The 14,877-nt window shown below is 55.4% G+C and carries 14 protein-coding genes and 1 pseudogene; 9 read left to right on the forward strand and 6 right to left on the reverse strand.

Going from position 1 to position 14,877, the window contains the following annotated elements; all coding sequences use genetic code 11:
• Positions 1–32: 32 nt before the first annotated feature.
• Entirely contained in the window at positions 33–3,188 is a 3,156-nt protein-coding gene (gene oqxB / locus KK102_RS02420) for a multidrug efflux RND transporter permease subunit OqxB (protein ID WP_126544529.1), read from the reverse strand.
• A 23-nt stretch (positions 3,189–3,211) separates the two neighbouring features.
• The gene (oqxA, locus tag KK102_RS02425) at positions 3,212–4,387 is read right to left on the reverse strand and encodes a multidrug efflux RND transporter periplasmic adaptor subunit OqxA (protein ID WP_216356877.1); all 1,176 of its coding nucleotides are present in this window, start codon (positions 4,385–4,387) and stop codon (positions 3,212–3,214) included.
• 337 nt (positions 4,388–4,724) lie between these two features.
• Here oqxA and KK102_RS02430 point away from each other — a divergent pair, with 337 nt between their 5' ends.
• The 3 genes from KK102_RS02430 to asd all read left to right on the forward strand — a co-directional run bounded on the left by KK102_RS02430 (position 4,725) and on the right by asd (position 6,890).
• Positions 4,725–5,078: a helix-turn-helix domain-containing protein gene (locus KK102_RS02430; protein WP_025911432.1), complete on the forward strand. Its 354-nt coding sequence runs from the start codon at positions 4,725–4,727 to the stop codon at positions 5,076–5,078.
• 70 nt (positions 5,079–5,148) lie between these two features.
• Positions 5,149–5,466, forward strand: coding sequence for a YebG family protein (locus tag KK102_RS02435; RefSeq protein WP_196364655.1), 318 nt, complete (start codon positions 5,149–5,151; stop codon positions 5,464–5,466).
• 305 nt (positions 5,467–5,771) lie between these two features.
• The gene (gene asd / locus KK102_RS02440; protein WP_216356878.1) at positions 5,772–6,890 is read left to right on the forward strand and encodes an aspartate-semialdehyde dehydrogenase; all 1,119 of its coding nucleotides are present in this window, start codon (positions 5,772–5,774) and stop codon (positions 6,888–6,890) included.
• Between the two features lie 54 nt (positions 6,891–6,944).
• On the opposite strand, the gene KK102_RS02445 is transcribed toward asd, so the two are convergent.
• Positions 6,945–7,505, reverse strand: coding sequence for a TetR/AcrR family transcriptional regulator (locus tag KK102_RS02445; RefSeq protein WP_216356879.1), 561 nt, complete (start codon positions 7,503–7,505; stop codon positions 6,945–6,947).
• Between the two features lie 133 nt (positions 7,506–7,638).
• On the opposite strand from KK102_RS02445, the gene KK102_RS02450 reads away from it, so the two are divergent.
• Both KK102_RS02450 and KK102_RS02455 read left to right on the forward strand, forming a co-directional pair.
• Complete coding sequence (locus KK102_RS02450; protein WP_216356880.1) at positions 7,639–8,070, forward strand: VOC family protein; 432 nt, start codon at positions 7,639–7,641, stop codon at positions 8,068–8,070.
• A gap of 220 nt (positions 8,071–8,290) precedes the next feature.
• Positions 8,291–8,611: pseudogene (locus KK102_RS02455) on the forward strand (YybH family protein).
• A gap of 43 nt (positions 8,612–8,654) precedes the next feature.
• Here KK102_RS02455 and KK102_RS02460 read toward each other — a convergent pair.
• Positions 8,655–9,110, reverse strand: a complete 456-nt coding sequence (locus KK102_RS02460; protein ID WP_216356881.1) for a hypothetical protein — start codon at positions 9,108–9,110, stop codon at positions 8,655–8,657.
• 329 nt (positions 9,111–9,439) lie between these two features.
• Entirely contained in the window at positions 9,440–10,324 is an 885-nt protein-coding gene (locus KK102_RS02465) for a LysR family transcriptional regulator (protein ID WP_216357355.1), read from the reverse strand.
• Positions 10,325–10,438: 114 nt separating this feature from the next.
• On the opposite strand from KK102_RS02465, the gene KK102_RS02470 reads away from it, so the two are divergent.
• The 4 genes from KK102_RS02470 to KK102_RS02485 all read left to right on the forward strand — a co-directional run bounded on the left by KK102_RS02470 (position 10,439) and on the right by KK102_RS02485 (position 14,401).
• On the forward strand, positions 10,439–11,566 hold the full coding sequence (locus KK102_RS02470; protein ID WP_216356882.1) for an alpha/beta hydrolase: 1,128 nt from the start codon (positions 10,439–10,441) through the stop codon (positions 11,564–11,566).
• A gap of 49 nt (positions 11,567–11,615) precedes the next feature.
• Positions 11,616–12,800 carry an MFS transporter gene (locus KK102_RS02475; RefSeq protein WP_216356883.1) on the forward strand — a complete coding sequence of 395 codons (1,185 nt, stop codon included), beginning with the start codon at positions 11,616–11,618 and terminating at the stop codon, positions 12,798–12,800.
• Between the two features lie 84 nt (positions 12,801–12,884).
• Positions 12,885–13,508, forward strand: a complete 624-nt coding sequence (locus KK102_RS02480) for a glutathione S-transferase family protein (RefSeq protein WP_216356884.1) — start codon at positions 12,885–12,887, stop codon at positions 13,506–13,508.
• Positions 13,509–13,663: 155 nt separating this feature from the next.
• Positions 13,664–14,401 carry a YoaK family protein gene (locus tag KK102_RS02485; protein ID WP_126544518.1) on the forward strand — a complete coding sequence of 246 codons (738 nt, stop codon included), beginning with the start codon at positions 13,664–13,666 and terminating at the stop codon, positions 14,399–14,401.
• Here the strand turns inward: KK102_RS02485 and KK102_RS02490 are convergent.
• Complete coding sequence (locus tag KK102_RS02490) at positions 14,351–14,800, reverse strand: MerR family transcriptional regulator (RefSeq protein WP_126544517.1); 450 nt, start codon at positions 14,798–14,800, stop codon at positions 14,351–14,353. The two genes, KK102_RS02485 and KK102_RS02490, sit on opposite strands and share 51 nt — an antisense overlap.
• Between the last annotated feature and the right edge of the window lie 77 nt (positions 14,801–14,877).

Consider the following 14,877-nt stretch of genomic DNA (forward strand, 5'->3'; position numbering starts at 1 on the left):
GTGAAGGCGGTTTTTTATTATCTGCACCATCCCTACGCGGGCAGCACGTCCCTTTCCGCTTTTTTGCCGCGCGTCACGAACTTACGCAGCGTCACGTAAAACACCGGCGTCAGGAACAGACCAAACAGCGTCACCCCCAGCATCCCGGAGAAGACCGTGATCCCGGTAACGCCGCGCACTTCTGCGCCCGCGCCGTGGCCGAGGATCAGCGGAATGGTCCCGGCAATAAAGGCGATGGAGGTCATCACAATCGGGCGTAAACGCAGGCGGCACGCCTCCAGCGCGGCCTCCATGATGCCTTTGCCCTGAATTTCCAGCTCACGGGCAAACTCCACGATAAGAATGGCGTTTTTACAGGCCAGCCCCATCAGCACCACCAGCCCTACCTGCACGAAGACGTTGTTATCGCCCCCGGTCAGCCAGACGCCAAACAGCGCGGACAGCATCGTCATCGGCACGATGAGGATCACCGCCAGCGGCAGCGTCCAGCTTTCATACAGCGCCGCCAGAACCAGGAACGCCAGCAGCACCGCGACCGGGAAGACGATCAGCGCCGTATTGCCCTGCGTGGCCTGCTGGAAGCTCAGGTCCGTCCATTCGATGTTCATCCCGTTCGGCAGGATCTGCTTCGACATTCCGTCCAGCTGCGTCATCGCCTGTGCTGATGAGAGCACGCGCGGGTCGGCATCGCCAATCAGGTCCGCCGCCGGGTAGCCGTTGTAGCGGATCACCGGGTCCGGCCCGTAGGTGGTCGTGATGTTCACCATACTGCCAATCGGTACCATTTCGCCCTGGCTGTTGCGGGTGCGCAGATTCGCAATGTCTTCCACGCTGTCGCGGAACTGCCCGTCCGCCTGCGCCATCACGCGCCAGGTACGCCCGAACTGGTTGAAGTCATTCACGTACGACGAGCCCAGATAGGTTTGCAGCGTCCCGAAAAGATCGGTCAGCGACACGCCCTGCGCTTTCGCCTTGTCGCGGTCAACCTGCACGTCCAGCTGCGGCACGTTAGCCTGGTAGGTTGAGATCGGGAAGTGCATTCCCGGCGTCTGCATAATCGCACCGGACATGGTGTTTACCGCGTTTTGCAGCGCGCCATAGCCCAGACCGCCGCGATCCTGAATGTACAGGGAATACCCCGACCCCTGACCCAGCCCTAAAATCGGCGGCGGCAGGATGGAGAAGCCAAAGCCCTGCTGGATTTGCGCAATTTTCGCGTTGATCTCCGCGTTAATTTCCGCCGCAGTATGTTTACGCTGGTCGAACGGCTTCAGGCCGAAGAAGACCGTCCCCGTATTCGGCGTGTTGGTGAACTGCAGCGCGTTCAGCCCCGGGAACGCGACCGCGTAGTCCACGCCTTCGGTATTCATCCCGATTTCGCTCATTTTGCGGATCACCGCATCGGTGCGCGCCAGCGATGAACCTTCCGGCATCTTCACGCCGCCAATCAGGTACAGTTTATCCTGCGTCGGAATAAACCCGCCGGGAACCGCTTTAAACATGACGCCTGCGGCACAGAGCAGCAGCAGATACACCACAAATACCGCGCCGCGTCGGCCGAGCGTTTTGCCTACCAGCCCCTGATAGCCGTTCGAGCTGCGGAGGAAAAAGCGGTTAAACGGACGGAAAATCCAGCCGAACAGACGATCGATAAGCCGGGTCGGGAAATCTTTCGGCGCGCCGTGCGGCTTTAACAGCAGTGCCGCCAGCGCCGGAGAGAGCGTCAGCGAGTTAATCGCTGAAATCACCGTAGATATCGCGATCGTCACCGCAAACTGCTTGTAGAACTGCCCTGTAACGCCCGAGAGGAACGCCATCGGCACAAACACCGCGCACAGCACCAGCGCGATGGCGATAATCGGCCCGGACACTTCGCGCATCGCCTGATGCGCCGCCGCAAGTGGCGCAAGCCCCTCTTCAATGTTTCGCTCGACGTTTTCCACCACCACGATGGCGTCGTCCACCACGATACCGATGGCCAGCACCAGCCCAAACAGGCTGAGGGTATTCAGCGAGAAGCCCAGCAGGTAGAGAATGCTGAAAGTACCCACCACCGACACCGGCACCGCGATCAGCGGAATGATCGACGCGCGCCAGGTTTGCAGGAACAGGATCACCACCAGCACGACCAGCACCACCGCTTCCAGCAGCGTCTGCACCACCGCACGAATGGAATCGCGCACGAAAACGGTCGGATCGTAAGGTGCCGCCCACTTCATGTCCGCCGGGAAGCGCGTGGACAGTTCGTCCATTTTCGCGCGCACCGCGTTAGACAGATCGATGGCGTTTGCCCCCGGCGACTGGAAGATACCAATCCCGACCGCGTCTTTGTTGTTCAGCTGGGAACGCAGCGCATAGCTGCCGGAGCCCATTTCAATCCGCGCCACGTCGCGCAGGCGGACGACCGTGCCGTCCTGCGTCGTTTTCAGGACAATATTGCCGAACTCTTCTTCGGTATGCAGACGGCCCTGGGCGTTAATGGAGATCAGGAAATCGCTCTCTTTCGGCAGCGGCTCGGCGCCAAGCTGCCCGGCGGAGACCTGCACGTTCTGCTCCTGCATCGCCGTGACCACGTCAGAAGCGGTCAGCCCGCGCGCCGCCACTTTATTGGGATCCAGCCAAACGCGCATCGCATACTCGCCGGAGCCGAAAATCTGGATCTGGCCGACGCCGGGCAGGCGCGCCAGCTCGTCCTTCACCTTCAGCGTGGCGTAGTTGCGCATATACAGCGAGTCGTACTTACCGTTTGGCGAAAACAGATGCACCACCAGCGTCAGCGTCGGAGACTGCTTCTGGGTGGTAATGCCCAAACGCCGCACGTCTTCCGGCAGACGCGCCTCGGCCTGCGCGACGCGGTTTTGCACCTGAACCTGCGCCTGATCCGGATCGGTTCCCGGACGGAAGGTGACGGTAGTGACCAGCACGCCGTCGGAACCCGCGACGGACTTCATGTACATCATGTTCTCAACGCCGTTGATCGCCTCTTCCAGCGGCGTCGCCACGGTCTCGGCAATCACTTTCGGGTTGGCGCCCGGGTACTCCGCGCGCACCTGCACGCTTGGCGGCACGACGTCTGGATATTCGCTCACCGGCAGCAGCGGGATGGCGATTAACCCTGTGATAAAAATCAGAATCGACAGCACCGCGGCAAAAATCGGCCTGTCGATGAAAAAGCGGGAAAAGTCCATGGTTGGATTCTCAGGTCAAGGGATCAGTTGAGGGCACTGGTGGCAGTCATGGCAACGGTTTTGGCGTTAACCGGCATACCCGGCATAAACACTTTCTGTAAACCCTCGACGATGACTTTGTCGCCAGGGTTCAGCCCCTGCTGCACGATGCGTAGACCGTCAGCCAGACGTCCCGGCGTGATATCGCGACGCTGCGCTTTGCCCTCTTTATCAACCACGTAAACATACTTACGATCCTGATCGGTCAGCACCGCCTTGTCGTCGATGAGCGTGGCTTTGAACTCCGCGCTGCCCGGCAGGCGTACGCGGGCAAACAGTCCCGGCGTGAACTGACGCTGCGCATTATCCAGCAGCGCGCGCATGCGGATGGTCCCGGTGCTCGGCGTGAGCTGGTTATCCAGGAAGTCCACTTTGCCCTGATGGGGATAGCCCTCCTCGCCCGTCAGGCCAATCTCAACCGGCAGCGCCGTGTGATTGCTGGACGCCCCCTGCCCGCTGCGGGCCAGGTTCTGATAGTGGAGGTAGGTTGACTCATCCACGTCAAAGTAGACGAACACCGTTTTCTGCGAGACCAGCGTGGTCAGGACGCTGGCGGTGTCGCCCGCGGTCACCAGGTTCCCGCTGGTGATCAGCGCCCGGCTGGCGCGACCATCGATAGGCGCGGTCACTTTAGTGAAGTCCAGATTGAGCTGGGCTGCGTCAACCGCCGCCTGCGCGGCGCGAATGTCGGCCTGAGCCTGAACGGCAGCCGAGCGACGCTGCTCCCACTCTTCCCGTGAGACCAGATGGGTATTGATCAGCTTATCGGTACGGTTAGCCTCACTTTGCGCCAGGCTGGCCTGCGTTTTGGCTCTCGCCAGGTTCGCCTGCGCCTGTTCCAGCGCGGCGCGATAGGTACGGTCATCAATCGTGAACAGCACCTCGCCCTTCTTCACTTCCTGGCCGTCGGTGTAATTCACCTTATCAATGTAGCCGGAGACGCGCGGGCGCAGCTGAACGCTCTCCACCGCTTCAATCCGGCCGTTAAAGCTATCCCACTGGCTAATCGATTTCACCACCACGTCAGCGGCACTCACGGCAGGCGCAGGTGGCGCGGCATTTTGCGCGACGCTGTTATCGCATCCGACGAGCAGCACGGAGAGCAACATTGCCCCCAGCGCGCTCAGATGAGAATTACCCCAGGTTTTTTGCAGGCTCATTATTTTTATTCCGATAATTGTCGCCACCGGGCAAGACGCAGCAGGAGGCACCGCGCCACTTCCTTTGTCCGGGGGCTGTCTTAAGGCCATTTGTGTCGTTCATCGCCACAAAACTGTAACAGTTGCGAATACACTATTCGCGGCGATTGTAGGAAGGCGCTTAACTAAGTGCAAGAATAATTATTGCACTTTATGTGCTATTTGAGTCGATGTAAAAAGACCCGTTTCGGTCAGGGATTTAAATGCAACAATAAAACTTGCAATTACTGCAAAAACGCGCCACCTTTAAATGCAATAGACAAAGATACTTTTTCATCCGCTGCGTGGGGGTACCCAGATGAACACTGGCGCATTTATGCATGATTTACTCGACTGGATCGACAACAACCTGGACAGCCGCCTGGACATTGAGACCGTCGCCAGGCGTTCCGGCTACTCGAAATGGCACCTCCAGCGCCTGTTCAAAGAGCATACGGGCTATCCCCTCGCCGGGTATATTCGCGCGCAAAAGCTGCAAAAATCGGTTGAGCGGTTATCCCACAGCGACGAACCGATTCTGAACGTGGCGATCGCGCTGGGCTTTGACTCCCAGCAGTCCTTCAACCGCAGCTTTAAGCGCCAGTATGGTCAGGCGCCTGGGGCATGGCGACGCAGTATGGGTGGCCCCGAAACGCAGCAGCTTCGCCAGTAATGCATATTTTGCTGCAACATCGATCTGTTGCTGCTATACTGTATATAAATACAGTATAGCGAGGTGCACGATGGCTGTTGAAACAAAATTTGTTGTCGTAAGAAAAGGTGAAGAGAAAATGACATTTGCCAGTAAGAAAGAGGCTGACGCTCACGACAAGCTGCTCGATATGGCCGACGCGTTCACCGACTGGCTGTTGCAAAGCGGAATGCAGATGGATGAAACGCAGGCTGAAAATCTTGGCCTGTATCTCGCCGAGCAGAAAGAGACCGTGCAGCATATTCTGCGTACCAGCAAATTTCCCGATCTCACTGCTCCAGCTGTAGCGGATAAAACAGAATCCGACGCGGCTGACACGAAAAAAATCAGGGCTGTGAAAGCGGCCTGATTGCCAGAACAATCATCACTCATTTTGAACTCTTCACCAGGCCCGGCAGCCAATTCCGGGCTCCCCCTTTGCCAGAGATTCCCTACTTAATAATTGCTCTTTCATTCTTCAATGACAGTCATTGCACGTCATGCCTGCGATCGTTTTTAAACTGATGGTTTTATCAGGTATAAATATCGCTGATGTCTTATGAAACATTTTAATAATGAAGGAATTAGCTGCAGTCCGTAGTGATCTTCATCCTGGGATGAGATATAACCTGCTGCTGAAATTAACATTCTTGTAACGTTGATAAGGCTAAACAAATGAAGCAGGTTGGTATTGTTGGTTGGCGAGGAATGGTCGGTTCTGTTTTATTACAGAGAATGGTCGAAGAGAACGACTTCGACGATATCTCAGCGCATTTTTACAGTACTTCAAGCCCCGGGGCCGCCGGTCCAGTCATTGGCGGCGTCAGCTACACACTCAAAGATGCTAATTCCATCAGTGATCTGGCCGAAATGGATATCATCATTACCTGTCAGGGCGGTGATTACACAAAAGCAATCTATCCTGCTTTGATTAATCGTGGCTGGCAAGGCTACTGGATTGACGCGGCCTCAGCGCTACGGATGGATGAGAAAGCATGCATTATTCTCGACCCTGTCAATCGCCCCACGATTGATCGTGCCGTTAAAGAGGGAATTAAACTTTTTGTCGGTGGCAACTGTTCCATCACGCTGAGTCTTATGGGGCTGGCTGGGTTGATTAAGGCTGACCTGATCGAATGGATGAGCGTTATGACCTATCAGTCTGCATCAGGTGCGGGGGCGCAATATGTCAGGGAATTAATTGTTCAAAGTGCCTGGATCAGTAAGCATTTGTCCTCTGATGAACTGGCATCATCAGGTTCAGTGCTGCCTTTAGTCAATAAAGTCAGTATGTTAATTAACAGCGCTGACATGCCGATACAGAATTTCGGCGCGCCTTTAATGGGCAGCATTATACCGTGGATTGACAGCGATTTGGGGGATGGGAATAGCCGTGAAGAGTGGAAAGGTGAAGCCGAAACAAACAAAATTCTTGGTTTGTCTCCTGGTGCGATCCCGGTAAATGGATTGTGTATTCGTGTTGGCGTGATACGCTGCCACAGCGCCGCAATCACCCTGAAACTCAGGCGTGACGTCAGCGAAGAAGAATTCGCAGCGTTAGTGACGCATTCTCATCCCTGGGTTAACTATGTGCCCAATAACAAAGTTGAAAGCGTCAGTAAATTGACCCCGGCTTATATCAGCGGTTCGCTTCAGGTTGGTATTGGCCGTTACAAGAAAATGTCACTCAACAACGATCCAATATATTCGGTTCTGACGGTTGGCGATCAGCTATTGTGGGGCGCGGCGGAGCCCTTGCGCCGCATGTTGAATATTCTGCTGGGCAAAATCTAAGACATATTTTCTGAATAAAAGCATCTACTGAACAGGTGCTTTTATTGTATTGTCTCAGCGGGTTCGTGCCAACGCCGCCAAAATCATTTCACGCGCGTGACGCAATACCGATTTTATTTCGTCTGCCGGGATATCAGCGAGCCCCAGTCCGCGTAGCAGGAATATGCCTTCTACAGCGAGAAACGCGTGCCTGACATCGGCCGTCTCCTCTCCAGCCTCGCGTAGTGGTTCGAGGAGTGAGCGATACAGGTTGCGAACGGGTTCCAGCATACCTGGCGCATGCACGAGAGCCGTGATAAGAAACGCCGCCATCTGTGTTACAGCATCCTCCTCCTCCAGCGCTTCCTCGATGTGCGCAAGAATTAATTCTCGTGGTCCTGCGGCGGTATCTTTAAGACGCTGGCTGACTGCCTGCTGGAAACGCGTCACTTCGCGCTCAAGCACGGCGTATATCAGGCCATCCTTTGATGAAAAGGTATACACAAGGCCGCCTTTACTGATGCCAGCACGCTCCGCGACGGCATCCAGCGTAAATATCCGCCCTCCAGACTCAAGGATGATGCTTTCAGCAGCATCTAAAACGTGCTCTCTGTCGATCTCTTTTTTACGTGTCACAACTTCCCCTTGTCTTTTTCGACTGATCAGTCGCATAATGTTTTCGACTGGCCAGTCAGATTAGCACTGCGATCCTGGTACGACAAGATCGCTCCTGTAACTTTCCACCACTAAACACATATAAGGCAATGAAATGGAAGAGTGTTTCCCATCTGCAGCCATCGCACACTTTGTCATGAAAGTGAAAAATATTGAGTCGAGTTACGATTTTTATCAGGGGTTAGGTCTTCGCGGATTCGACAAATTTCCCGGAATGGCAATCATCGAACTACGCGGCGGCACACATTTATTGTTAGCGGCAAAAGACGATCCAATGACCGATACGCTTCACGACAGCCGTGTCGGCCAGCGCTCTAATTTTATTTCCGAAAAAATTGATCTGATGATCGCGGGTCATTCCAAATCAGATCTTGAGACTTATCGAACCGGATTGATTGAAAAAGGGTATTCCCCTTTGGAAATTGCAGAAGGTTCGCTGTATGGACATTATTACTTCTCAATGCAGGACCCTGATGGCAATGGCGTGAGTTTCTATACCAGCCACTGTGACGATAAGCCTGTCTGACATATCGTCTGGGTTTTATGATAATACTGGCGCAACCAGCTTATTGGCGCCGTTGTTCAACGCAGCCTGGTGGAAGTTACAGCAGGCTGCTTTGCGTTATCAACCATCGGAAATGATGTCCGCTGTTCGTTCACAGCAGACCTAACGTTATCTCCCCCCTCAACTTTCCCACAACACCCCGCCATAAAACCTGGTAGCTATACAAACACACCAGACTGTTATGTTAATACGCGTTACCCACTACAACGAGGAAACGCGCACGACCCCACATCCGCTACGCCAGATCATCGAATCCTGTGACCACGCCATCACCACCAAAAACTATGACGCCCTGATGGAATAGCAGGTGATCGAAGGCGGTGACAATGCCCTCGTTATCATGGAAACCGTTCTGCGTTTTCCTGATGATCAGGGTGGAATAACGGAAATGTCGCGCCGCGCGACCTATGTTTTTCGGCAGGAAAGCGACGGTCGCTGGCTTTGTACTATCGACAACTCCTACGGCACGTCGCTTCTGGATACCGGGAACCGATCGCGTTAATCACACTTTCAAAGGGGCGCTGCCGCCCCTCCACGCCAGCCCCTTAATGCGCAGTAATGCGCGGCTCCTTCACAAACTCAGCCAGCAGCCACACCATATCGTGCAGCAGGCCTGTCAGCTCCTTCACTACGTGAGCGGGTAGCGTTCCCCCCATAACGGCTTGCGTCAGCGCCAGAACATAGTCCACCTGAGTCAGGGTGTCCTGCCAGCAGTCGGGCACGCAGGAGTTGGTTTTCTCCCCCATGATCAACTGTTCAATCAGGTATGGCGGAAGATCGACATCACAGAGTTCACGCAGTTTGCGCAGGGCCTGAAGGAGACGCTCGCACAGCGCTGTACGGCTCGCGATATCATCGGTTTCGACCAGCACGCTCACCAGCGCGGTGCAGTTGTCGGCGACGTCAAAGAGATCGGCATCGGCCGGAAGCGGTCGGGAGATAAGTTGCAGAATGACGTTTTCGTCAGATGGAAGATAAGTCAGGGTTGGGATAGTAGCCATCGTAAGGCATCCTCAGTGTATAAATTGGGTGAACCACCCGATGAGTTCCTACGCTCGAGGGGGTAGCGCTGACAGAGGTAGGAATACCGCCCACAGAGAAAACGGCCAGCCTTGCGGCTGCTCCGTCAGCGCCACCGCAATTTTAACGAGATCGGCGCTGTCGCGACATATAAATATCGCTCTGTAGATGCGGGTTCCTACGCCCGATTGCGGATGTGCCGCAACGCAGGCACTTTACGACCGCGCCTCGTAGAGGAAAAGACATAACGCTGAATTTCATAAGGTTACTTTTCGGTTTGCGAGGCGCCTTCCAGAATGACAACGCTGCCCTAAATTTTCAGCGTATCGATCACAGCCCTCAGGGCAGGCGACACGTTGCGGTGCGGATAATAGAGATACAACCCGTCCATGCGCAGGCTATAGCGCTGCAACACCCGGATAAGCGTTCCGCGCTCCAGATCGTCAGACACCAGCTCCACCGGGACATAGGCCAGCCCAAGCCCCAGCCGGGCGGCCTCGGCTTCCATGTAGCTGTCAGACAGCGCCCATTGCCCCTCTGGCCGATGGGTGATTTTTTTCCCGTCCTGCACCAGTTCCCACTGATAGTCACTACCGTCGGCAAACTGGTAAGCAATGCAGGGATGAGCCACTAAATCGGCTGGCGTCTGCGGAAAACCGTAGCGTCTGAAGTGTTCCGGGGCAGCCACCGCGGCCATTTCCATATCAGGCGTGATACGCACGGCAATCATTCCCTGCCCCACTTCCGGCCCCAGTCTGACACCCGCATCGAACCGCTCGGCGATAATGTCGACGAAGCGGCTTTCATTCATCAGTTCCAGCCTGATGTCCGGGTAACGCTGTTTAAAAATGGCGAGCTTTGGCAGCAGACATTTATCGATAGCGTGCTGGCTGGCATTAATACGCACCGTGCCGGACGGCGTCTGACGATAGTGTGCCAGGGTCGCCAGACCCGTATCGAGCGTATCGAATGCAGACTCGGCGGTCTGATAAAGCTGTTCCCCGGCGTGGGTGAGCGAGAGCTTGCGCGTGGTGCGGACCAGAAGTTGAACGCCCAATCGAGCTTCCAGCTCGCGAACCGAGCGGCTGATCCCGGATTGCGCCAGCCCAAGCCGAAGCGCGGCCGCCGTGAAGCTCCCCTCCCGTACCACCTGCATGAACAGGTACAGCTCATTATAGTTTTCCCGTTTCGCCATCATCCCCACCCATTTATAACAATATGATATGAATCCTAGCAGCTTTCGCCCTCTAATCAGCACTATTTCTGCTAACTATAATGACCGCAACACAACAACCCAGGGTTCATTTCTATGAAAACATTTACCCAAAAACTGTCCGTTGCGATGCTGCTATGTGCATCATTAAGTGGAGTGACAACAATGAGTTACGCAGAAACCACCAACCCAAACGCGCCTGTTTCGATGGTGAGGACATGGGATAAAACCTTCGCCGAAAGTGACAAAGTCGATCACCGTAAGGTGTCCTTCCAGAACCGATACGGGATCACCCTGGTGGGCGATCTGTATCTTCCCAAAAACCGCGGCGACCGCAAGCTGGCAGCGATTGCGGTCAGCGGGCCATTTGGCGCGGTCAAAGAGCAGTCCAGCGGCCTGTATGCGCAAACCCTGGCAGAAAATGGGTTTGTGACCCTGGCGTTCGATCCGTCCTATACGGGCGAAAGCGGTGGCCAGCCGCGCAACGTCGCGTCTCCGGATATCAACACCGAAGACTTTAGTGCGGCGGTGGACTTCCTCGGGTTGCAGAAAGAGGTTGATCGTAACCGCATTGGTATTCTCGGCATCTGCGGCTGGGGCGGTATGGCGCTCAACGCAGCATCCATGGACACCCGCGTGAAGGCGGTCGCCACCAGCGTGATGTATGACATGAGCCGGGCGATGGGCCACGGCGTGGGCGACGGGAAAGATCGCTATTCAACGTCTGATCGCCGTGCCGTTCTGCAGTATCTGAACGCACAGCGCTGGAAAGATGCTGAGAATGGGACCTTCGCGCACGGCGGTCATGACATTTATGTCGATGAGAACGGCAAGGTGACGGCGGCTGAGCGTATTCTGCCAGAGGCGTTGCCAGCAGACCCGCACCCGGTACTGAAGGAGTTCTATGACTACTACCGCATGCCGCGCGGCTTCCATGCGCGCTCCATCAACTCCACCGGCGCATGGACCGCGACCACACCATTATCCTTTATGAATATGCCGCTGCTGAGCTATGCCGGGGAAATTACTATCCCGACGCTTATCGTAACCGGTGAAAAGGCACACTCCCGCTACTTTGCTGAAGATGCGTTTAAAGCGGTCGGCAGCAAGCAGAAGGAACTGGTGATTGTTCCGGGCGCAAACCATGTCGATCTCTACGATAATGCTGCCGGGAAGATCCCGTTCGGCCAGTTTGAGCAGTTCTTCAAAACCAGCCTGAAATAAACCTCTCCGCCGCCCGTGTTGAGCGGGCGGTGCTTCGTGAAAGATGACTATGTCCACTCTGAACCCTTCCACCTCACAGCATGAGGAACGCGCGCACTGGGGCGGTATTTTTGCCATGACCCTGTGCGTATTTATCCTGATTGCCTCGGAATTTATGCCCGTCAGCCTGCTCACGCCCCTGGCCAGAGATTTGGGCGTTACGGAGGGGCTCGCTGGCCAGGGGATCGCGATTTCCGGCGCGCTGGCGGTTCTGACCAGCCTCTTCCTTTCCCGGCTTGCCGGGAATATGAACCGCAAACACCTTCTGCTGGGCATGACGATCCTGATGGCGCTCTCGGGGATGATTATCGCTTTCGCCCCAAACTATCTGGTTTACATGACAGGCCGCGCGCTGATCGGTATCGCTATAGGCGGGTTCTGGTCCATGTCTGCCGCAACGGCCATTCGCCTTGTTCCGCCGCATAAGGTTGCGCGCGCGCTGGCCATTTTCAACGGCGGTAACGCGCTGGCAACGGTGGTGGCCGCCCCGCTTGGCAGCTATCTTGGGGGCACTATTGGCTGGCGCGGCGCATTTCTTTGTCTGGTGCCCGTGGCGATAGTCGCGTTCATCTGGCAGTGTTTAAGCCTGCCTGACATGAACGCGCGTAAAAACGGTACATCACGAGGAAATGTTTTTCGGTTATTCCGCCAGCCTGCCGTTTCCGTTGGTCTGCTGGCCTGCGGCCTGTTCTTTATGGGGCAGTTTGCGCTGTTTACCTATCTGCGCCCGTTCCTTGAAACCGTCACCCGGGTCAGCGGAGCCGGGCTGTCGCTGATTTTGCTCACCATAGGCGTTGCGGGTTTTGTGGGCACCCTTTTCGTTGCCCTGGTGCTTAATGCCGCGTTTTACATAACGCTGATCGCGATCCCTCTACTGATGGCGGCCATCGCAGTCGCGTTGATTCTCGCCGGGCATAACGTGTGGATTGTGGCCCTGCTGTCAGGCCTATGGGGGATGCTGGCAACATCAGCACCGACGGGGTGGTGGACGTGGATTGCGCGAACGCTGCCGAAGGATGCTGAAGCCGGCGGTGGACTGATGGTTGCGGTGATCCAGCTCGCCATTGCGCTCGGCTCAACGGCGGGCGGTATAGCGTTCGATCGTTATAGCTGGCAGAGCACGTTTGCATTGAGTGGCATAGTGCTCCTCTTTGCGGCAGCGCTAACGTTTCTGCTTTCGCGTCTTCACAAATAACGCACCGGATGATTTTTTGACGCTTTTCTTCACCGTTCGTGTATTGTTTTTAAACAATAACATCCATTAAAGGACACCTGCGTAATGATCACCATCCTCGGCAAAACCACCTCCATCAACGTGCGTAAAGTACTCTGGACCTGCGAAGAAGCAGGCATAACCTATCAACAGGAAGATTACGGCAGTGGTTTTGCCTCAACGGAAACGGATGCCTTCCGCGCCCTGAACCCCAACGCCATGGTGCCGGTGCTGATTGATGGCGATTTCGTGCTGTGGGAGTCCAATTCCATCTGCCGTTATCTGGTGCGCAAGGCCGGACGTCACGAGCTGCTGCCCGCAGAGCCGCAGGCCTGCGCCAACGTTGAGCGCTGGATGGACTGGCAGGCAACCGAATTCAATAACGCCTGGCGCTATGTCTTCCCGGCGCTGGGGCGTAAAAACCCGGACTTTAACGACCCTGAGCGCATTGCGGCGGGAATCAAAGAGTGGAACCACTGCATCACCATTCTGGAAAACCAGTTACAGCGCACCGGGGCCTTTGCGGCGGGCGAGACGTTTTCCCTCGCGGACGTGGTGCTTGGGCTGTCGGTGAATCGCTGGAAGATGACGCCGTTTGATAAGCCAGACGTGCCCGCCATTGAGGCCTGGTTCGAGCGCCTTAACCAGCGTCCGGCTTTTTTGCGTCACGGCAATAACGGCATGATATAAAGAATTCACGCCTCCATGTTGAGCAAAGATATTTTATTTAATTACTAAACCCTGAAACGTGTCAGAGAGAATAATAATTAAGCCATATCCTGGACAGCCCATTGCACCGCTTTGCTAGCCTGAATAGTCAGGCAAAGCTCAACCCGGAGGTATTCTTGCTGATTAGACTCAAGAAAGAACGAACGCATAAGGAGGATCGCCGGCTTGCTCTCTGGCTGGCGACCTCGGCAGGTTTGCTGAACGCCATCGCCCTCGGCGCATTTGGCTTTTTCCCCTCACACATGACCGGCAACACCTCTCAATTATCCAGCGAAGTTTCTTCAACAGACCTGAGCGATATTATTTTCTTCGGCTCGATTATTCTCTCCTTTGTCGCAGGCGCCATTATTGCCCGCACGATCGTGATATGGGGCATTATCCATAACGTCAGGCTGGTTTTTTGCCAGATCCTTTTTGTAGAGGGGATATTACTGACCGGCGTTTCCTTCTACGAGATGTATTTTCATGCTCTCACCAGCAACCGCGAAATTATTCTTTTTCTGTGCGGCCTGATGGGCATTCATAATTCCACTTCCACGCAGCTGTCCAGCGGACGGGTAAGATCGACGCACATAACCGGCACGCTAACGGACGCGGGGATTTCCCTGGCCTCCGTACTGGTGGCGATGCTTCGCAGGGATTATTCCAAAGATACGGCGGCGCAAAAAAGCCAGCTAAAAACCCACTTAACCACCCTGTTTTCGTTCATTACGGGCGGTATCGCGGGGCTGCTGCTGTTCAGATGGATTGGCTTTAACGCCATGCTGGCGCTGGGGTTGATGCTCGCGGTTGTCGCCACCGTCTCAATTATCACCGTCTCGTCGCGGGTTCGACGGGTTCGGGCTGGCATCTGAGTGTTGCAGCTGCCCCAGCAGGCGCTGCTTGTTGTCGTCACAGGTGATTCCCTCCGGCCTGTGGGCGATACTCGTGACCAGGTCCAGCAGCTCCCTTCGGTTTTCCTCCAGCTGCTTCTGCATCGCCTCTATTTCAGCAATGCGTGCCTTCAGGGACTGGATCAGTCCCTCATGATCCCAGCTTTTTTGCGGCTGCGGCAGGAAGCGGCGTATTTGCTCGAGGGTGAATCCGGTTCGTTGCGCGTTGTCGATAATGTTCAGCAGCGCAACCGCATCAGCGGAATAGACGCGGTATCCGTTCCCCTGCCTGACGGGGCGCGGCAGTAAGCCTTCCGCCTCATAAAACCGAATGCGCGACGGGGTAATTCCCGTCATTTTCGACAGCTCGCCAATTTTCATTTCATCCGCTCTGGCATATTGACCTTAAAGTTAACTTTAAGCTTAGACTTTTTATGCGGTCAACCGGATCGTCATGT

Origin of the sequence: Enterobacter quasimori (assembly GCF_018597345.1) — a bacterium.
GTDB classification, from domain to species: domain Bacteria; phylum Pseudomonadota; class Gammaproteobacteria; order Enterobacterales; family Enterobacteriaceae; genus Enterobacter; species Enterobacter mori.

What these genes read in the sequence shown, in the direction of transcription:
- oqxB (WP_126544529.1), bottom strand. Translation starts at nt 3,188, where the DNA reads ATGGACTTTTCCCGCTTTTTCATCGACAGGCCGATTTTTGCCGCGGTG.
- oqxA (WP_216356877.1), bottom strand. Translation starts at nt 4,387, where the DNA reads ATGAGCCTGCAAAAAACCTGGGGTAATTCTCATCTGAGCGCGCTGGGG.
- KK102_RS02430 (WP_025911432.1), top strand. Translation starts at nt 4,725, where the DNA reads ATGAACACTGGCGCATTTATGCATGATTTACTCGACTGGATCGACAAC.
- KK102_RS02435 (WP_196364655.1), top strand. Translation starts at nt 5,149, where the DNA reads ATGGCTGTTGAAACAAAATTTGTTGTCGTAAGAAAAGGTGAAGAGAAA.
- asd (WP_216356878.1), top strand. Translation starts at nt 5,772, where the DNA reads ATGAAGCAGGTTGGTATTGTTGGTTGGCGAGGAATGGTCGGTTCTGTT.
- KK102_RS02450 (WP_216356880.1), top strand. Translation starts at nt 7,639, where the DNA reads ATGGAAGAGTGTTTCCCATCTGCAGCCATCGCACACTTTGTCATGAAA.
- KK102_RS02460 (WP_216356881.1), bottom strand. Translation starts at nt 9,110, where the DNA reads ATGGCTACTATCCCAACCCTGACTTATCTTCCATCTGACGAAAACGTC.
- KK102_RS02465 (WP_216357355.1), bottom strand. Translation starts at nt 10,324, where the DNA reads ATGGCGAAACGGGAAAACTATAATGAGCTGTACCTGTTCATGCAGGTG.
- KK102_RS02470 (WP_216356882.1), top strand. Translation starts at nt 10,439, where the DNA reads ATGAAAACATTTACCCAAAAACTGTCCGTTGCGATGCTGCTATGTGCA.
- KK102_RS02475 (WP_216356883.1), top strand. Translation starts at nt 11,616, where the DNA reads ATGTCCACTCTGAACCCTTCCACCTCACAGCATGAGGAACGCGCGCAC.
- KK102_RS02480 (WP_216356884.1), top strand. Translation starts at nt 12,885, where the DNA reads ATGATCACCATCCTCGGCAAAACCACCTCCATCAACGTGCGTAAAGTA.
- KK102_RS02490 (WP_126544517.1), bottom strand. Translation starts at nt 14,800, where the DNA reads ATGAAAATTGGCGAGCTGTCGAAAATGACGGGAATTACCCCGTCGCGC.